Origin of the sequence: Rheinheimera sp. (assembly GCF_965283995.1) — a bacterium.
In the GTDB taxonomy this organism is placed as follows: Bacteria; Pseudomonadota; Gammaproteobacteria; order Enterobacterales; family Alteromonadaceae; genus Pararheinheimera.
In genome coordinates, this window is sequence record NZ_CBDIQG010000001.1 from 2,928,695 (window position 1) to 2,948,554 (window position 19,860).

Annotated in this window: 12 protein-coding genes; 6 read left to right on the forward strand and 6 right to left on the reverse strand. The window is 55.7% G+C overall.

Annotation, left to right across the window (positions count from 1 at the left end; genetic code table 11):
* Positions 1 to 30: 30 nt before the first annotated feature.
* Positions 31 to 660, reverse strand: coding sequence for an SOUL family heme-binding protein (locus ACQ66Q_RS13070; RefSeq protein WP_430457211.1), 630 nt, complete (start codon positions 658 to 660; stop codon positions 31 to 33).
* 296 nt (positions 661 to 956) lie between these two features.
* On the opposite strand from ACQ66Q_RS13070, the gene ACQ66Q_RS13075 reads away from it, so the two are divergent.
* Both ACQ66Q_RS13075 and ACQ66Q_RS13080 read left to right on the forward strand, forming a co-directional pair.
* Positions 957 to 2,516: a DJ-1/PfpI family protein gene (locus ACQ66Q_RS13075; RefSeq protein WP_430457212.1), complete on the forward strand. Its 1,560-nt coding sequence runs from the start codon at positions 957 to 959 to the stop codon at positions 2,514 to 2,516.
* A 40-nt stretch (positions 2,517 to 2,556) separates the two neighbouring features.
* Positions 2,557 to 4,689, forward strand: coding sequence for a TonB-dependent siderophore receptor (locus ACQ66Q_RS13080; RefSeq protein ID WP_430457213.1), 2,133 nt, complete (start codon positions 2,557 to 2,559; stop codon positions 4,687 to 4,689).
* A 238-nt stretch (positions 4,690 to 4,927) separates the two neighbouring features.
* On the opposite strand, the gene ACQ66Q_RS13085 is transcribed toward ACQ66Q_RS13080, so the two are convergent.
* Positions 4,928 to 5,125 (reverse strand): hypothetical protein, encoded by a 198-nt coding sequence (locus ACQ66Q_RS13085; protein WP_430457214.1) that lies wholly within the window; start codon positions 5,123 to 5,125, stop codon positions 4,928 to 4,930.
* Positions 5,126 to 5,719: 594 nt separating this feature from the next.
* Between ACQ66Q_RS13085 and ACQ66Q_RS13090 the strand changes: the two genes are divergently transcribed.
* The 4 genes from ACQ66Q_RS13090 (at position 5,720) to ACQ66Q_RS13105 (ending at position 12,858) form a co-directional block, all read left to right on the forward strand.
* Complete coding sequence (locus tag ACQ66Q_RS13090; protein ID WP_430457215.1) at positions 5,720 to 7,564, forward strand: PhoX family protein; 1,845 nt, start codon at positions 5,720 to 5,722, stop codon at positions 7,562 to 7,564.
* Between the two features lie 114 nt (positions 7,565 to 7,678).
* The gene (gene modF / locus ACQ66Q_RS13095) at positions 7,679 to 9,139 is read left to right on the forward strand and encodes a molybdate ABC transporter ATP-binding protein ModF (RefSeq protein WP_430457216.1); all 1,461 of its coding nucleotides are present in this window, start codon (positions 7,679 to 7,681) and stop codon (positions 9,137 to 9,139) included.
* 132 nt (positions 9,140 to 9,271) lie between these two features.
* A complete protein-coding gene (locus ACQ66Q_RS13100) occupies positions 9,272 to 11,410 on the forward strand; it encodes a TonB-dependent receptor (protein WP_430457217.1) in 2,139 nt (712 codons plus the stop codon).
* Between the two features lie 2 nt (positions 11,411 to 11,412).
* Positions 11,413 to 12,858 (forward strand): PepSY-associated TM helix domain-containing protein, encoded by a 1,446-nt coding sequence (locus tag ACQ66Q_RS13105; RefSeq protein ID WP_430457218.1) that lies wholly within the window; start codon positions 11,413 to 11,415, stop codon positions 12,856 to 12,858.
* A gap of 3 nt (positions 12,859 to 12,861) precedes the next feature.
* Here the strand turns inward: ACQ66Q_RS13105 and ACQ66Q_RS13110 are convergent, their stop codons facing one another.
* From ACQ66Q_RS13110 to rbbA, 4 genes are all read right to left on the reverse strand, one after another.
* Positions 12,862 to 13,020: a hypothetical protein gene (locus ACQ66Q_RS13110; protein ID WP_430457219.1), complete on the reverse strand. Its 159-nt coding sequence runs from the start codon at positions 13,018 to 13,020 to the stop codon at positions 12,862 to 12,864.
* Positions 13,021 to 13,047: 27 nt separating this feature from the next.
* Complete coding sequence (locus tag ACQ66Q_RS13115; RefSeq protein WP_430457220.1) at positions 13,048 to 15,897, reverse strand: diguanylate cyclase; 2,850 nt, start codon at positions 15,895 to 15,897, stop codon at positions 13,048 to 13,050.
* A gap of 81 nt (positions 15,898 to 15,978) precedes the next feature.
* Positions 15,979 to 17,106 carry an ABC transporter permease gene (locus tag ACQ66Q_RS13120; protein WP_430457221.1) on the reverse strand — a complete coding sequence of 376 codons (1,128 nt, stop codon included), beginning with the start codon at positions 17,104 to 17,106 and terminating at the stop codon, positions 15,979 to 15,981.
* Complete coding sequence (gene rbbA, locus ACQ66Q_RS13125; RefSeq protein WP_430457222.1) at positions 17,103 to 19,859, reverse strand: ribosome-associated ATPase/putative transporter RbbA; 2,757 nt, start codon at positions 19,857 to 19,859, stop codon at positions 17,103 to 17,105. The genes ACQ66Q_RS13120 and rbbA overlap by 4 nt, the downstream gene beginning before the upstream one ends.
* Position 19,860: the final 1 nt, after the last annotated feature.

The following is a 19,860-nucleotide window of genomic DNA, read 5'->3' on the forward strand; positions in this document are numbered from 1 at the left end:
GCGCTGCGACGGGCCTGACTGCATCTGATGTTATTGAATTTCAATCAGGATCTCATTGCGGCGTAACATCGGGAGTGTCATCGGGCCGTTATAACCGGCTTCCAGCGGCGCCCCGATCGCAACATAACCTTGTGTCTTTAACCAATCCTGCAAAATTTGCGTGTGCTCTGTGACGTTGCCTGCGCTCAGCGTCCCGCTGAATTGGATCGCGGCCACCTGATAATTGCGCAGTTCGCTGATTTGCAGCGTCGGATCTTTCGGTTTCGGCGTGTTTTGCAGCGTGAATTCTTTTGGCATCACAAATGACATCTGCGATTTACCCGCCTGCATACCCATGAACACCGGAGCCGTCATCGAAATTTCGGTACCAGGCTTTACTTCGGCATTGCCTGCCATCAGCACCGGGGCCGTCATCGAGATCTCCGTTGCGCCATAGTTTTCGCCACTGATATACCGAAACAATTTTCTGAACGCAGTATTGCGGCTTCCTTCCGGCATCTCGGCCGAGACCAGCACCATGGATGCATAGTTGCGCACCTCAATCTTTAAGGCTTGGTCCGCTTTTAACAGCGTATAAGGGGCACTTTCGACATTATTTTGGCCAAACACTGAACACCCCGTCAGAGCGACACACCCAGCCAGCAACAGCAGCACTTTCATTGGTCATCTCGTGATTCATTTCTGTAATAGGCCTTACGTTGGATCACAGCAAATAGAGCAAATTTTTATCAGGCTTGTGGGTGGGGTTGGGAGATGGTGACTCCTTGTATTGTCTTGCTAATTTGAATGTCTGTCAGGAAATACATCCTGCGACAATTTGCCGCATTCACCGCTTTCACCAGCACTGCCACAATCATGCCCCCTAATTTTCTCTGGCACCAATGCTTATGTCCTGCCTTGTTTCCTCTGTTGTTGATCGCTCTGGTCTTTCATGGTTATCCCGGATTATCCAACCCGTGCTGTTGGCTGCCTGTGTCTGGTCATTTCAGCTACAGGCGCAGCAGGCGCCACTGCAGGTTGATTTTGATCTGGCCATGCATGGCGTAAATTTTGAATTGGCCGGTGATGATAACGGTGACCCCAAAGGCAACGGCATCCCGGATTCAACTGAAATGGCATTGGTGGCCGCCATTCTGGCGAAACCCTCGCTGGATTTAACTGCCAGCGGCGGTGTGTCGCATGCAAAGGTCCGTGTGGCTTACGAACAGGCGCTGCAAAGTGCCGGTGAGGATGTCTGGCTGTTGAAAAAACTCTGGAGTACAGCGCCGGAGGTAGTTGTTGGTTACAGCATGCTCGGTACCGTATCGCACCAGCGGATCAAAACCATGACCGCCGGTTTTGGCGCCAGTTTGGAGCACAGCTACAGCGAAGCACTGGCTCTGGATAAATTTTTAAGTGCCTCAGGCGATGCTGACGGCGATGGTGTGTCCAATGCTGCTGAATATGCTGCCGCCTATGCTTCGGCCGCCAAAGGCAAAGATGCCGCGTCGGCAGAAGTATTCAATGCCAGCCGCTCGGTTTATCTGCACGCTGCGCTGGACCCCGTAGTGCGAAACGCAGGCGACACAGCACCGGTAGTCGCAGCGAAGAAAAAGCTCCAGGTCGGGGTGTTACTCTATCCTGGCTTTGAAATGCTGGACGTGTATGGCCCGTTACAGATGTGGGCTTATGTACCTGATTTTGAAGTGCATTTGGTGGCAGAAAAAGCTGGCCCCGTGAATTCGGCTCAAAACTTTGCCTCGGTAGCGACCCACTCATTTGCTGATGCACCTGTGCTTGATGTACTGATGGTGCCAGGTGGCATGGGCACCTTCCAGCAGCTGGAAAACCAGCATCTACTCGACTTTATCCGCAAGGCAAACAAAACCACACTTTATACGACTTCGGTTTGTACCGGTTCCGCCATTCTGGCCAAAGCCGGGGTACTTAAAGGCCAGCGCGCCACCAGCAATAAACGTTTTTTCTTTTTGTCTGAGCAGCAGAGCCAGGACGTGGAGTGGGTGCCACAAGCGCGCTGGGTCGAAAGTGGCAAATATTTCACCTCCAGTGGCGTGAGTGCCGGCACTGATATGGCGTTGGGGTTAATCGCCAAAGTTAGCGGGCTGGAGTTTGCCAAAGAGCTGGCCAGTTCGCTGGAATATGAGTGGCAAAGTGATTCCAGCCGTGACCCCTTCGCGCCCTTCATTAAAAGAGTTAGTCAGCAGGCGACAGGCGCCGTAGCCCTCGTCCGGCAAGATCCATTGGCAGATGCAGCTCTGCCTAAATCTCCGCGTTATTTACAGCTGCTGTTTAACAAAGCGCCGGATGTAGCTGCCAGTGAAATCACTCTATTCAATGAGCAGGGCCAGCCGCAACAACTGCGCGGCCAACATACGATGGGAGAAAACGATCTGATGATCATTATCCCGCAGACGTTATTACCCGGACGTTATCAGGTGAAGTGGCGCGCCACTTTTACGCCGGCCGACACGACCCTGTTACAGGGCCAATTCAGCTTTAGCGTCGGCACGCCGTGACTTTTTCCTCAGCCCAATTTTTGTAATCAATGGATAGACCATGAAACAGCCACAACTAAAAATGAACCTGTTAACCCAAGCCTTGTTTGCCAGTACGCTGAGCGCGGCACTGTTGAGCGGCGCTGCCTTTGCTGCACAACAAGAAAAAGCAGCTGATCCGGCAGAAGCGGAGATAGAGAAAATTACCGTGACAGGCCAGCGTGACCCGCTTGATTTAGGTAAAGCTTTTTCTGCCACCCGCACGCCAACACCGCTGGAAAAAATCCCGCAATCGGTACAGATTTTGCCGAGGGATATTTTGACTGCGCAGGATTTACAGACCTTGTCTGATGCGATGCAAAACGTCTCAGGTGTCACACCGTCCAGTACCATGCAAACGGTGTTATTTGGCCCGGCATTGAGGGGTTTTGGGACCAGTTATTTCTTTGACGGTATGCCAGCCTACCAGTTGCCCTCAGGTGCCTCAGATCCGGCCACGCTGATTAACGTCGAACGCATCGAAGTGGTCAAAGGCCCGGCCAATACGCTGTATGGCGGTGGTTCTGGTGCGCCTTTGTCAGGCCTCATTAATGTGGTCTCGCGCGACCCCGGCACAGAACCTTCGACTGAACTGGAGCTACGCGCAGGTAGTTACCAGACGTATGGAGCTCAGGGCCGGATCAGCACGCCACTGACCTCAGATTTGGCAGTCAGTCTGGCTGGTATGTTGGAGCAAGGGGACAGTTACATCGACGCAGTGGACTCGTCCCGTTACGCGCTATATCCGACGCTAGCCTGGCAAATCAGTGACAAGACCCGGCTAACGGTGCGCGGGCAATACAATCATCTGGAGCAGCAGGAATATTCCGGTTTACCTGTGGCGTTGGTAGGAAAGGTCAAAGCGACGACTTTCGCCGGTGCTGAAGATGCGGCCGATACCGAAGTGGATAACGCGATGCTGACGGCGACACTGACTCACCACTTCGATGCTTCGCTGCAGGGAGATTTGAGTCTGCGTCACTATCACGGTGAATTTGCTGAGTATGCGACTTTCCCGCTCACGCAAATGGCCGGCAGTGTGTATGCGTTTGGCAGCGGTATTGTACCTTCGGATATCGAGCAGCAGTTTATGACCGCCAGCTTGCTGAAAACTTTCAGCCTCTCCGGCTTCAAACATCAGCTGCTTGCTGGTTTTGATTACGATAAAACCGATTATTACGGGGCTATGGGGCTGAATTTCGCCTGGGCGATGATTGATTATGCCAACAGATCAACGAACCCCGCTTTTGGCACTGTGCCGGCGATTAGCGACGAACAAAATGATGACATGATCACCAAAGCGGCGTTTGTGCAGGATCAAATTACCCTAACCGACCGGCTGGATGTCACGGCTAGTTTGCGCTTCAGTCAGTTGGCAGTCGAAAGTAGTTATGTCAGTGGTGGCATGCCTTTTGTGGATACTGACGAGGATTACAGCAAACTGAGCCCACGGCTTGGCGCGACTTACCGGCTTGCCGATGGTGTCTCTGCTTTTGTCGGTTATGCGGAGGGTTTTAAAGGCCTGGTCGCCGCCTTTGGTGTGCCGGAACCCAAACCTGAAACTTCACAGTCTTACGAGGCCGGCTTGAAACTCACCGACGTTGTGCCTGGTTTGAACGGGACTTTTTCTGTGTTTGATATTGTCCGGCAAAATGTCATCACGGCAGATCCGGCTAATCCGTTTCAATCCATCCAGACAGGTGAACAGCGTTCTAAAGGCTATGAAGCTGATTTGATGTACCGGCCGGAAGGTAGCGCAGTGACTGTGCTATTTAACTATGGCCGGACCGATGCCGAAGTCAGCAAAGACAATACCTTACCTGTGGGTGATGCGTTACGGGCTATTCCAAAACACAAAGGCCGGCTGGCACTGACGTTGGCAACCGGTGTTGCTGCACTGTTGCCTGATGAACTCGGTGCAGGCGTGACTGTCACCTCATCGCGTGAACTGACCTTACCTAATACCACACTGGTCGCAGGCAATGCGCTGTTTGATTTGCAGGCCAACTGGCGTCTGGCGGATTGGTCTCTGGGCTTGTCGGTACAGAACCTGACCGATCGTGACAGTTTTGAGCCTTATCAATATTTTGGTGGTCAATATGTCATCCCGGTACAGCCGCGCAGTGTGACATTACGATTGCGCACTGCTTTCTAAATCTACTCAGAACTCAGCTTGCTGTTGCACTAAGTACCGCCAGATAACACGAGCTATTTGGCGGTTGTTTGGATAGATTAAGTCGCAAAAAAACCGTAACTTGTGCCGAGTTACGGTTTTTATGGCAAGTGCTCATAGGGTGTCAAGCTTGAGGAATCACTGCTCGAACTGCACAAAACGACAACGCAGCACCAAAGCTGCACAAAACGCCAGATGATCCGCCGTTTTAGTTCCCGTTTTACGCCATTTGCAAAATCGCAAATCCGACCAGCGAGGCAGTGCAAAGGATACTGTACTCCAGCCTGCACTCCATCCGTTTTTCAGCATCGAGCTGCTTGCCGGCAAGATAATCAGGAACAAATGCAGCAATCAGCAGCGTTAAGCCACAACAAAACAACAAAAGTTGCAGTAGGTAAACCAACGTTTCAGTTAACATCCACACTCACTTCACGAAAAGAAAATCTAGTTCACATTGAAAGAGACGTAATGTAAGCAGAAAGCAAGTGAACAACAATGCGACAATTTGCCGCACAACGGCGGGATTATGTGTATTGGTTCCGTCGTTAGTGAACAGTCTGAGCTTCCAGCCCTAATCAACCTACCATGATGGATCTTTTTGATGAGGACAGACCTGTTTTTCAAGAGCAAGACAAAGCCCATTTTCAACATAATGTAGCGATTCGAGCATGTCGGTAGAGTTTGTCCGTTTGGTCAAAAAGCTTGTATTCACGAAGTGAAAAGTTCGCTGCAACGACAACGACTGGTCAGCTAAAAGTGCATTTAGATGGTTAATTACATGCAATTTATAAGCTCATTATCGAAAGAGGGCGCTCTTTAGGTAGACACTGAGCGAAATCTGCCAGGGATGTCTCGGAGCAAACAGCCGTAGAATTGTCATGAAGTTGTGATACTGTCACATTATCTCTGCTTGCCATTTTTCTGGTGCGCCATGCGAATTCAAAACGCAAGCAGCGAAGGTCTCTCCAGATTAGCAACAAGGCTTTCCAGCAGGTCAGAACAGGACAACAGCATGAGTGAAAACTTCCGGCAAGTATTAGATCAACGTTTATCCAGAAGACGATTTCTGCAAAGCAGCAGTCTGCTCGCCGTCACTGCAGGTTTACCGGTGTTTGCCGTTGATGCCAAACCCGGCAGCGTGCAATCCAGTCTGACATTTCGCGAAACCGGCCATGAAATGACGCCGGAGCTGGAAGTTCCGGCCGGTTACAAAGCGCAGGTCTTATTGAAGTGGGGCGAGCCGCTATCTGCGGCTGGGCCGGCGTTTGACCCGCTTCAGCAATCCGCCGAAAAGCAACAACAGCAATTTGGTTATAACAATGACTTTATTGGGTTTTTACCGCTGCCTTTAGGCTCTTCTAACGCCAAGCATGGCTTGCTGGTGGTGAACCATGAATACACAGTGCCGCAACTGATGTGGCCGGGCTCGCCTGACGATGTCAGTCTGAACAAAGCGCAAACTGATACCGATATCGTGGCCCATGGTTTGTCTGTGGTGGAGATTGAATGGCGCGATGGCCAATGGCATCAGCGCAAAGATTCCGCTTATACCCGTCGGATCACGCCACTGACGCCAATGCAGATCAGTGGGCCTGCCGCCGGCAGTTCCCGGCTGAAAACCGCCATCTCACAGGATGGCGTGCATACGCTCGGCACCTATGGCAACTGTGCCGGTGGGGTGACGCCCTGGGGCACAGTGCTGACCGGTGAAGAAAACATCGACATGATGTTCGGCGGCGATTTTAGTCAAAGCCCTGAGGCTGCCAGCCTGAAACGGTTTGGCATGTCGGCAACCCCGCAAAAAAGCTGGTCGGCGCATTATCCGCGCTGGGATATGAGCGCCCAGCCAAATGAAAGTTTCCACATGGGCTGGATTGTCGAGATTGACCCGTACGATCCGCGCTCAGTGCCAAAAAAGCGCACCGCTTTAGGCCGCTTCAAACACGAAGGCGCCAATGTGTATATCAATAGCGATGGCCGGGTTGTGGCCTACATGGGCGACGACCAGAAGTTTGAATACTTATACAAATTTGTCTCCGCCAAAACCTATCAAGCGGATAACCGCGCAGCCAATTTGCAATTGCTGGACGAAGGCACTTTGTATTGCGCGCGTTTTGCTGCGGATGGCACTGTGGCCTGGTTGCCGCTGGTGTTCGGCAGCGGGCCTTTAACAGTGGCCAACGGCTTTCGCAGTCAGGCCGATGTGGTCATTGATGTGCGTAAAGCGGCGGATTTACTGGGGGCAACCCCGATGGACAGGCCGGAAGATGTGGAAGTGAATCCGGTCAATGGCGCTGTCTATGTGATGTTGACGAAAAACGCGGATCGGACTGCGGCGCAGCGTTCGCCTGCCAATCCGCGTGCGCAGAATAAAGCCGGGCAGATTGTCGAGATGACCGCGCCCAAAGGCGACCACAGCGCGCCGGTGTTTGCCTGGGATATGTTTTTGCTGGCTGGACGGCGCGATGATCCGAGTACCAGCTACCACCCGGCAACCGGCAAAAATAGCTGGCTGGCCTGTCCGGATAACTGTGCCTTTGATCGCAAAGGCTGCATTTGGATCACGTCGGACGGCGCAGAAGATTTTGGCATCGCCGAAGGCATTTGGGCTGCCGATGTCAGTGGCGCCGCCCGTGCGCTGATGAAACGCTTTTTACGTGCGCCGTTGGGTTCTGAGATTTGCGGGCCATTTTTCACGCCCGATGATCAGCATTTGTTTTGCTCGGTACAGCATCCGGCGGACGGCAGCAGCTTTGAACAGCCGTCAACCCGCTGGCCAGATTTTGATGCGAAACTGCCGCCGCGACCTGCAGTTATTGTGATTAGCCGGACTGATGGGCAACCGGTGGGTACTTAACCTATCTCTATGGGCGGTTTTGCTGCAGGACAGGATGAATTCGCAGTGTTGTCTGGCGCCATTTCACAGTAAGCTGGTGCTTTCTTATTGTGATGGCGCAGGTAAGCAGTTTCGATGGTGACCTTTCAACAATGCCGGTTTTTATTGGGCCAAACACATCAGGTGCGGATCACACAGTTGCAGATCGCTGCCGGTCAGCACTGTGCGATTTTTGGCGCCAATGGCAGCGGGAAGTCGGCACTTGCTGCTGTGATTGCCGATCAGGCCAAGCTACTGGAAGGCACGGCAGTGCTACCGGCCCGCATCGGCTGGGTCAGCACGGCTCAGCAGCAGGCCTTGATTGAAGCCGAGAGGCGCAAAGGCGACGCCGATATTCTCGATGTAGAGGTTGACCCCAGTAGCGCCCGCGACATTATCTGCCGCGACCACGTCGAGTGGTCAGCCGCACAGGAACAGCAGTTACAGCAGCTGGCCGGCGTTTTGCGGTTGCAGCAGCGGCTCGACACGACCTTTCTGGCGCTGTCGACTGGTGAGACACGCAAGTTATTGTTAATCAAAGCTATCTTACAAAACCCCGAACTGCTGGTACTGGACGAGCCCTTTAATGGCCTCGATGTGGACGCCTGCGCGGCGCTGCACTTGCTGCTGGCGGAATTGCAGCAGCGCATGACGTTGGTGCTGGTGCTAAACCGGCTCAGTGAATTGCCGGCGTTTATGCAAAAAATTCTCTATCTGGCGCACGGCGAGATCCAGTGGCAATCGGCCGACAGCGGTATTAGCGCGCTGGAGCTGGCGGAACTGGCACAGTTGAATCAACTGCAACAAGAACCTGGCCCGTTGCCAGCGAAAGATCGGGACCGCTTCACGCCAGCACTGGCAGAGCAGACGTTAGTGAAGCTGCGTCAGGGCAAAGTGCAGTATGGCGAGCGGGTGATTTTTTACGGGCTCGACTGGCAAATCAATCGGGGTGAGCACTGGCAAATTACCGGGCCGAACGGCTCGGGCAAAACCTGTTTGCTGCAGATGCTGAGCGGCGACAATCCGCATTGTTACACCAACGATCTACAGGTGTTTGGTTATCAGCGTGGCAGCGGTGAAAGTATCTGGGATATCAAGCAACATCTGGGGCTAGTGTCGAACAGTCTGCAGCTGCAATATCGCGTCGGCTGCCCGGTGCTGCATGTGGTGTTGTCGGGTTTTTATGACAGCATTGGCCTGTATGACCAGCCGTCGGCCTTACAAATCAAACTGGCGCAGCAGTGGCTGGCGCTGATTGGGCTGGAGGCGAAAGCGAAAGACTCGTTCCAGTCGTTGTCTTTTGGCGACCAGCGGCTGGTGCTGATTGTCCGCGCCATGGTGAAACACCCGACGCTGTTGATCTTAGACGAGCCCTGCAACGGTCTGGACGAGCTGAACCGGCTCAAAGTGCTGGCGCTTCTGAGTGTATTGGCTCGCAGCGGTGAGTCGACACTGTTGTATGTCAATCATCATGCAGAAGACAAAATCGACGGTATTCATCAGGTGCTGCGGATGACGGATTATCAGCCGGCAGCTTTACACACTGATCCGCACTGATCCGCACTGATCCGCATTAGGCCGGCCAACGCCTCAGGCCGGCACTGCTGCGACAATTTGTCACAGTGGCGCTGGCTGTTGCTTATGAAAAAATAGCACCATTCTAGTCTGTTGATTTAATGGTGAAATTTGATGCAATCCCGATACGCTGCCACGCCTTTTTCGCGCTCCCGCTTAGCTTTTTTAATCGCCGCTCTATTGCCCGTGACCAGCCTGCAGGCCGCCGAACTGTTGACCACTGACTTGGCCGATGCCGACAGCGCGCTTGAAGCGCAGGTCGAACGTCTGACCGTGTATGGCGAAAAACAAACCGATACTTTTGGTAGCAAGTCGGGCATTTTGCTCAAAGAACTGCCACAAAGCGTGCAGCTTTTGGATGTCGATAGCCTGCGGGCGCAGGGGCTGGTGTCGGTTGGCGACTTATTACGTGATGTGCCGGGCGCCAACCCAGGATATTCGCGGGTTGGGCCTTATCAGTCTTTTAGTCTGAAGATCCGTGGTTTTATGGCTGATCAGATGCGTAACGGCATGCGGCAGCGCTATTTTGAAGACGTCGATGCCTCGGCGTTAAACAGCATCGAACGGCTGGAAGTGCTGAAGGGGCCGTCTGGTGTGTTGTACGGTCAGTCCGCCGTCGGCGGCGTGATCAATCTGGTCAGCAAAATGCCGGGCGCTGATCAAAGCGGCGCTGCGTCGTTGCGCCTTGGCAGTTTCAGCCAGAAAGCGCTGAATTTTGACCACAGCCTGCAACTGAGCGAGGCCGGCGCGCAAAACGTGGCGCTGCGGCTGACCGGTGAACTGGAACGTTCTGATACTTTTGTCGACCGCCAGCCGATGGACCGCAATAACTTTGGTCTGGCGCTGGTGCATACACTCGGCGAGCGTGTGACCGGCCACTTGGTGGCGGAATATGTCAGCCGCGAAACCACCCGATATCCGGGCTTACCAGTGTCGCTGGTGTTACCGGATCAGGATGCCGACGTACTCGATAGCGGCCTGCAACTGGGTGAACCCGGTTTTACCAACCTGCGCTCTTTTGCGCCTTTGTGGCAATACTGGGCCGATATCCGCCTCAACGACGACTGGACCCTGACGCCACGCTTGCAATATCAGCAGTTTAATACGGTGTTTGGTCAGGTGAACCTGCGTGCACCAGTTGCCGGTTCGCCGCAGCTGATTAATCGCAATGGCCGGCAGGGCCGCGAGGACGACGATTACAGCATCGCGCAGTTGGATCTTAACGGCAAACTGAACACCGGCGGCTTCGAACATCAGCTGTTGCTGGGTTATGAAGGCAGCTGGGAGCGCGGGCGTTTTACCCAGTCGAATATCCGCGCCGGTTCACTGGCACCCATCAATGTGCAGCAACCGGTTTATCAATACGACCGCGTCGCACCGGTGTTAGATTTTGCTTTTGATAATGCCTACAACCTCGATGCAGACGCCTGGTATTTGCAGGATCAGCTGCGACTCACCGAACAGCTGCAGTTGATTGGCGCGGTGCGTTATACCGACAGCAAAGCCGGCAATGGCAATTGGCAGGCCGTGACGGATTATGTGCCGGTGTCGGCCACCATCTGGCAACTGGGGCTGACCTATCAGCTCAATGAGCAGTTCACCCTGTTTGCCGGTCATAACACTGGCTTTGATTTGGAAAGCAGTGCCGCTGCACGCAGCCGCAGTGGTGCTGCGTTAAAACCGGAAGAATCAGCGCAGCAGGAAATTGGCTTGCGGCTGGCAAGCGGCGATTTTCACGGCAGTGTGGCGTTGTTTCGGTTACAGCGGCTCAATGCTCTCACTGCCGATTTAGTTGATCCGGATTTTAGCGTGAACAGCGGCGAACAGCGGGTACATGGCGTGGAACTGGAAGGCAAATGGCAGCTCAATGCCGCCGTTGCGGTGCAGGCCGGTTATGCCTATATGGATGGCGAAGTGACGGTCAGCAACGACGGCGATCAGGGCGCTGCGCTTGGCGATCTGGCGCAGCACCAGCTGAGCCTCAGCACCAGTTGGCAACTGAACCCACAGTGGTCTGCGTATCTGCGCGGCAACTACAGCAGCAGCCGGCCGTTATTAACCGGCTCGAGCTGGACGCTGGATGGCTACAACCTGATTGGCACCGGTTTGTTTTATCAGGCCAGTCAATGGTCGGCACAACTGGCACTGAATAATCTGCTGGATCAGGGCTATTACACCGCCTCTGGCAACGGTTTTGTGGTCTATCCGGGTGAGCCGCGTCAGGCCAGCCTGCAACTGAACTGGCAGTGGTAAAAATGACGACTGCACCTTCCGCGACCACATCACCGGCGCCAGCACAGCCGGGCGCCAGCCAAAACCCACAGCGCGCCGGCCAGCGCCGGGCCTTGTTTTTCTGGCACGCCTGGTCAGCGCTGATGGTGGCGCCTGTGCTGTTGGTGTTGTTGCTGACCGGCAGTCTCTATTTGTTTGACCGTGAGTTTGACGAGGCCTGGCAGGCCAAAGCTTATGCGGTAGAGCAGTCCGCTCAACCGGCGGCAACGCTGCAACAGCAGCAGGATTTTCTGCGTCAGCAGTATCCAGAGGCCCGGCTCAACAAAGTGCTGTTGCCGCGTCAGGCGTCTCAGGCGGTGCGCTGGCAGCTTGAGACGGCAGAGGGCAGCCGGCTGGTTTACCTCGATCCTTATCAGCTGAAGGTCAATGCCATTGAAGATCCGGCCAGTGCGCCGATGGCGCTGGTGCGGCGCTTACATGGCGAACTGCTGGCCGGCCCGGTTGGCGGTTATCTGATTGAATGGATGTCGTGCTGGACGCTGTTTTTACTGCTGACCGGCGCCTGGATTTGGTGGCCCAAACAGTGGCGGCTGGCCGGAGTGTTCTGGCCGCGCCGGCGCGCCGATGGCTCAGTGCACTGGCGCGACTGGCATGCGATCCCGGCTCTGCTGGCATCCTTGATGTTGGCTTTTCTGGTGCTGACCGGGTTGCCCTGGTCAATTTTCTGGGGCCAGCAATTTGCCAGCATTAGCCATGATCTCAGTCACCAAGCAGGACCGGCCTGGCACTGGATAGCGCCGTCACCGAATTTTCATCTGCCTGATACTGTTACTGCGGTTGATCCGCATGCGGAACACCGTGCTGCAGCGGGTAGTGAGGTTCCGGTAACAGGCGCTGCCGAGCCCTGGAGTGCGCAGCACCAGCATGTACCTCAGGGATCAACTGCGGTGCAGGGATTGGCCGATATTCAGCGCTTAGCGCCGGCACTGGCGTTATTACCGCTCGATAGTTTTGGCCCCGGAGTGCGGGTGTTTTATCCAGCCGATGCCAAAGCGCCTTTTAAAATCAGCTATGTACCGGACAAAGCCGAAGGTCAGCGCACGATTTATGTCGATGCCAACACGGGCGCCGTGCTGGATGACATTGGCTGGCAGCGCTATTCACTGGCTGCCAAGATAGTCGAGTGGGGCGTGATGACGCATCTGGGCCGGCAATATGGCGTGCTGAATCAGCTGCTGAATTTGCTGTTTTGTCTCGTCGCCATCGGCGCTATAGCTGCAGGGCTGAGGCTGTGGTGGCTGCGCCGTCAGCCGGGACGGTGGTTGCCGCCACGTCAGCACACTGACCGTTTACCGCGGGCGCTGCAGCTCTGTTTGCTGATGCTGGCGCTATTGTTTCCGTTGTTGTGGCTGGCGTTGGGGTTGTACGCGTTGTTGTGGTGGCGGCCAAAACACGTTGCTGCGCCCTAACAGTCAGGGCTCAGCGCTATGTGTTAGCTTGGCGGATGCGCTGCTTTTTGGCGCGCCTTTATCGGCAGAATTGTCGGCAACGGCTGTGCCGGTAAAGCCACCGGCACCGGCTCCAAGCGGCAGGCCTTGTTGCTGACAGGGATGACTGCGCGAGTTTTGCATCGACCAGGCTTGTATACAATAGCTTGGTCAGTCGGGTAAAGCGGCCAGCACCACTTGGTCACGGCCCTGGGTTTTGCCCTGATATAACGCCAGGTCGGCGGCTTTAATTGCCTGCTCCAGCGCAAGGGCCGAGGTTGCCACCGGGCTGATGCCAAACGTGGCACTCAGTGCGATATCAAGCGGGCTGGTGTCGAGCGTGCGGATCCCCAGCCGTAACGCATCGACCAGTTGCTGCGCCTGCGGCAGCGTGGTATTTGGCATCAACAACAAAAATTCTTCGCCACCCCAGCGTGCCAGTAAGTCCTGACTGCGCAGGCGCTGACGCAGATAAGTTGCAACCTGACGCAACACGTCGTCGCCGGCATCGTGGCCGTGCATATCGTTGATTTGTTTAAAGTGATCAATGTCCAGCAGGGCTAAAGTCAGTGGGGCTGCGTGACGGCTGCGCTGCGCCTGCAGCAATCCGGCGGCATATTGCAGGGCACGCCGGTTCAACAGACCGGTCAGGCTGTCGGTATTGGACAAGTGCTGCAGTTGCTGGTTGGCCGCTTCCAGTGCCTGCGTGCGTTCGGCGACCAGAGCATCGAGCTTCTCGGCCCGTTGTTGCAGCCGGTTCACCCGATACCGGTAGCTCAGGTACAGCAACAGGCTGCCGGCCAGCGTCAGCACCACTATGCCGGCTGGTCGTTGCCACCAGGGCACCGGCACATCCAGCTGCAATGGGCGGGTATGGATAAACTGACCGCCGGCCTGGGCCATCACTTCGAGCTGATGCCGACCCGGCGCAAGCTGGCTCAGTGTTAATACTGCCTCGGGTCCAAACGCCGTCCAGTGCTGCTGTGCGTTCCAGCGGAAAAAATAATTGACCTGCAAATGGCGCTGAAAACTAAGCAACCGGAACTTCAACTGCAGTTCCTGCACCCGCTCTGGCAACTTTAAGATGGTGTTGGATTCGTTCAGGCTGAACAGCTGCTGGTTCAGCCTGAACTCGGTCAGATGCAGCTGCATGTTGGTCGGAACCGGCGTCAAATCGGTGTGTGCGAGCTGCCATAAACCATCGCTGGTTGCCAGCTGGACCTGGTCGGACGGCAGCGCCACAATGCCGCGTAACTGCGCCGCGGCCAGATTGAGTTCCTGCCGTGTGCTCAGCAAGCGGATATCACTGCCATCCGGTCGCATCAGCATCACGCCGTTGCGGGTCAGCACCCAGATAAACTGTTCAGTGCGCGTGATGCCAATGACCCGGATATCCGGCAAACCATGCTCAAGACTGAGTAAATCGGCCTGACTGAAGTCTTTACTGACCCGGAGCAAACCGCGGTCAGTGCAAAGCCAGAACATGTCCGCTTCTGCTAGCAGACAATGAAAATAACCGGTTGCCAGATTGGCCGGAGGTTGCCAGCGCAGTTTCAGTTCGGTCGGCAGACCCTGATAAATTTTGCCATGGCGGCTTAACAACCACAGTTGCTGCTGTGCATCTTGCTGGATGTCGATGACGCCTTCCTGTGCCTGCAGTTCCGTTTGCAGCTGCACCGCTGGTGGCAACACGACAGCAGCATCCGAAGGTGCGGCGATGCGGTAGACGCCATGTTCCCAAAGGCCTAGCCACAAAGAGTCATCGCTTGCCAGTGCCATCCGTTCAATATTTAGTCGGGGAGCAGTGGTCGGTAAATTGACCGGCGTCAGTCCTGCTCCCGGCTGGTAGCGGTACAGGCCCTGATCGGTGCCAACCAGCGTCTGACCGGCGAATTCAACGACGTCACGTACATACGCCACCTGATACTCCGGTGCAAAAATCAGTTCCTGCCAGCGGCCATCTTTTAACTGCAGCAATGATTTCTCCAGTGGCTGCCAACGGGCAGTGGCAGTGACACTGTGCGGACCCAGCCGGTGTTTCTGCGTCGGGCTGATAAATGCAGTGACGGCTGGCTGACGGCTTTTCAGTGGTGGTTCCGGCACGCGCATAATGCCGTTGTAACGGGTGCTGAGCCAGATATTGTTCTGTCGGTCGCGGTACAGATTCCTTGCATCAACCGCCGGCAATAGCAGTTCAGATTCCAGACCCGCCGGTGTCAGGCGCTGGCGGTACAAACCATCAATAGAACCGACCAGCCATTGGTCAGCGTTTTCGCTCATAAAGACGTTGGTATTACCTAAATCGGAGCTGTGACGGATCACGCCATCGCGCAAATCAAGCAAGTCAATGCCGGCGCGCCGGCCAATGAGCAGATAGTCGCCATGGACTGCGACGGCGCGGATCTCGGCACCGGCTAAATCAGCGGTTTGCAGCCAGCTGCCCGGTGCTGTGCTGACAGGGTTAAACTGATAGAGGCCATTACTTGTTGCGACCCAAAGGGTGCCATTGGATTGTTCGGTCAGTTGCCAAATCCGCTGACCGCGCAGTGGCAGCACAATTTCAGCGGTGCTGTGATTGGCGCGCAGCAAGTACAAACCTGTGGTCGTGCCAATCCACAGGTTTTGCGCTTTGTCATGCTGTAACAACTGAATGCGAGCATCGGCTGGTACAGGCGCGCTGACCTGGCGCCAGTGTCTGCGCTGTGGGTCGAGTTGCCACAGGCCATGGCCCCAGGTCGCCACCCAGAGATTATTTTGACTGTCGTTGACGACATGACTGTAACTGAACGGCGGGCCTGCATTGGCCGGACTAAAACGCAGGTACTCGGTGCCGTCAAAGCGTAATAAGCCGTCATATTCTGCCGCCAGCCACAGAAAGTCCTGCTGGTCCTGCGCCACGTCATAAACGATACCGGGAACATTTTGCAGTTTTTCCACTGGCGTGGCGTTTAATTCAAGCGCCGGAGCGGGCTGCAGCAGCACGATGCAGATATAACAACACAGCAACCAAATCCTGGGCAAAATCCAACTCCGTGATCTCAACAGCGGGCTTAATGTATCGAAATTGCCACCGGTTTACCAGTCAGAGATACTACGAAGCTTTCACGCCAGCTGGCTTAATGTCGCGCGGAAACGACGCAGCGACAAGATAAAAAGTACAGTGCCAATTGTGGCCAGCGCCAGCAGTTGCGGCCAGACGACATCCAGCCCGGCGCCGCGGTATAAAATGGCCTGAGATGCCATGACAAAATGGGTATTTGGTGCCACCAGCATCAGCTGTTGTACCAGTTCCGGCATGCTCTCGCGCGGTGTGATGCCGCCGGACAACAACTGCAGAGGCAACAGGACCAGGATTAGCATCAGGCCAAATTGCGGCATAGAACGCGCAACGGTCGCCATAAAGATCCCCATCGACGTGGTGGCAAACAGCTGTAGCGCAGCACAGGTCAGAAACAGCAGAACTGAACCTTCCACCGGGATGTGCAAAGCGCCGCGGATCACCAGCGTCAGCGATAGTCCGGTGGCTACCAGCACCACCAACCCCATCGCCAGCACTTTAGACAGCATAATTTCGCCGGGTGTCACCGGCATCACCAGCAAATGTTCGATAGTGCCGTGTTCACGCTCGCGGATCAGCGCTGCACCGGTCAGCACAATCGAAATCATCGTGACACTGTTGATGACCTCCATCACAGAGCCAAACCAGCTCGAAGTCAGATTCGGATTAAAGCGCGCACGCAGCACTAAATCGACCGGCAGCACAGTATTGATGCGGTGATGTTGCTTATATTCATTTAATTCACTGGCGACGATTTGGCTGATATAACCGGCACCGCTAAAGGCCTGACTGATCCGCGTGGCATCCACACTCAGCTGAATTTGCGGTGTCCGGCCGGCCAATACGTCGCGCTGATAATCCGGCGGTATGTTCAGCACAAAGCTGTAAGTGCCGGCATCGAGGGCCTGGTCAACGTCATTGAGGCTGATCTGCGCCGGCGGTAAAAAATATGGCAGGTAAAAGGCACTGCGGATCCGGCCCGACAATGGCGACTGGTCTTCATCTACAATCGCAATCGGCGCTTTGTGCAATGTTTCCGGCATCGACGTCGCTGCCACGTAAATATTCAGCGAAAACGAGTAGAAGATCAGCAATAGCATCACCGGGTCGCGCCACAGGCTCCAGAGTTCTTTTTGGCCGAGCCGCCAGATATTACTGCGATGAGAGGTCATCCGCGCTCCTGTTTCGGTAATAACCATAGCGCCAGCAGCAACACCACGGGCACCGCCAGGCTCATCGCCAGCAGCGCCGGATAAATATCCTGCAGATTCAGCGCTTTATTAAAGAGTCCCCGGCTGATCGACAGGAAATAACTAGCCGGATGCAGTAGGCCGATCAAGCGGCCACTGCCTTCCAGTGCCGATACCGGGGTGATCATGCCGGCAAACTGCACTGCCGGAATAATAGTGCCGAGCACAGACACCAGGATGGCGGCGATCTGCGATTTAGTGAATGTGGATGCCAGCAGGCCAAAACCGGTCGCGAACACCACATAAACCAGCGCGCTCAGCGTCAGCGCAACAAAACTGCCGGTCAGCGGCACGGCAAATAAAGTCACCGCCGCCAGCAACATCAGCAGGTAGTTCAGCAGTGCGAGCAGAATGTACGGCAGCTGTTTACCCAGCAGGAATTCCAGTTTGGTCACCGGCGTCACATACAGGTTGATGATGGACCCCAGTTCTTTTTCCCGGACGACGGACAGGGCCGTCAGCAGGGCCGGGATCATCAGCAGCAACAGCGGGATCATGGCCGGTACCATGGCCACCAGACTTTTCACATCCGGGTTGTAGCGAAAACGCGTTTCCACGCCGGCGCTGAAACTGACGTTGGTCCCGAGCGCTTCGCGGGCCTGCTGGCTCAGCCAGTGCAGATGCATGCCCTGTACATAACCTTTAATCGTTTCGGCACGGTTGGGCATAGCGCCGTCGATCCAGGCGCCGATTTGTACCGGGTCGCCACGGCTGATGTCGCGGCCAAAATTGGGCGGGATCTCCAGCGCCAGCGCCAGTTCACCGCTGCGCATCCTTTGGTCGATTTCTGCACCGCTCTGCAATGCCGGCCGCTCGATAAAATAGCGTGAGCCGGCAAGGTTTTGCGCATAATGGCGACTCAGCAATGACTGGTCACGGTCCAGTACGGCGAAGTTCAGGTTGGCCACATCCATCGTGATGCCATAGCCGATAAACAGCATCAGCACCAGACTGCCTAATAGCGCCAGTGCCCCCCGGATCGGGTCACGCCGCAGTTCCAGCGTTTCGCGGCTGGCATAGCTCCACAGCCGGCGCCAGCTAAAGTGACGCGATGCCGGCGCGGCCGCAACTGTGGGCGCTGCGGTGCTGGCTGCGGCGTTTTGCGTTTGTTCGCCGGCACCGGCCTGTTGCAGATAACGGATAAAGGCTTGTTCTAAATCTGTGGCCTGCTGACTGGCAATAATGGCGGCCGGGGTGTCGCTGACCAGCACTTTACCGGCATGCATCAGCGAGATACGGTCACAGCGCAGGGCTTCGTTCATAAAATGGGTCGAGATAAAAATGGTGACTTTGTCCTGCCGCGCCAGATCAACCAACAGTTGCCAAAACTGATCCCGGGCGACCGGATCAACACCTGAAGTGGGTTCATCCAAAATCAGCAGCTCCGGCTGGTGCACCATCGCAACCGCCAGTGACAGGCGCTGCCGCATCCCGAGTGGCAATTGCTCCGGCAGCGCATCCTGCTGTGCTGTCAGGCCAAAGCGTTGCAGCATCAGCGCAACCCTTGCATCGATGCTGGCTGCCGGCACGTGGAACAGCCGGGCGTGCAGCACCAGGTTTTGCCGCACGGTCAACTCGCTGTATAACGAAAAGGCCTGTGACATGTAACCGACGCGGGTTCGGGTCGAAATATCGTCTGGCCGCAGCGGCTGACCAAATAACCAGGCCTGACCATGGCTGGCCGGCAACAAACCGGTCAGCATTTTCATCGTGGTAGATTTGCCACAACCATTGGAGCCCAAAAAGCCAAAGATCTCGCCCTGGCGGATTTGAAAACTGACCCGGTCCACCGCAGTAAAATCGCCAAACTGCATACTGAGCTGCTCTGCCGCAATGGCAACAGCAGTGTTTGCATCGGTCTGCAGCGGCGGCACCTCGACCTGATGGTGCTGCTGCCGCAACTCCGCCGGCAACAGCGCAATAAATGCCGCGTCGAGGTCGGTGGTACCGGTTTGCTGGTGCAGTTGCGCCGGCGAGCCGCTGGCCAGCACCCGGCCGCCATGCATGATTAGCAGATGATCAAAACGCCCGGCTTCATCCATATAAGCGGTGGCGACAATCACGCTGAGGTCGGGCTTTTGTGCGCGGATCCGCTGGATCAGCTGCCAGAACTGACTGCGCGCCAGTGGGTCGACGCCGGTGGTTGGTTCGTCCAGGATCAGCAGCTGTGGGTCGTGGATCAGCGCGCAGCACAAGCCGAGTTTTTGTTTCATACCGCCGGACAATTGACCAGCCGGCCGCGCCAGAAAGGCCGACAGGCCGGTGGCGGCGGTCAGTTCGTCGATGCGCCGGCGCCGCTCTGATGCGTCATGCCCAAACAACCGGGCGAAAAACTGCAGATTTTCTTCCACCGACAAGCTCAGGTAGAGGTTTTTACCCAGGCCCTGCGGCATATAGGCAATTTGCGGACAGACGCGGTTACGCTCGCCTGCCTTTGCCAGATTGGCCCCAAGCACTGTGACTTCGGTCTTGCCGTTGGCGGCTTGCTGGATCTGCCGTGCACCGGCCAGGATCGCCAGCAGGCTGGATTTACCGACGCCGTCCGGACCCAGCAGTCCGACCATCTGACCGGCCGGAATATCTAAATCCAACTGGTCGAGTGCCACAGTGGTGCCATAGTGCTGCGACAACTGCCGCACACTGGCTACAAGAGCGGCTTGCCGGGTCACTGCCATG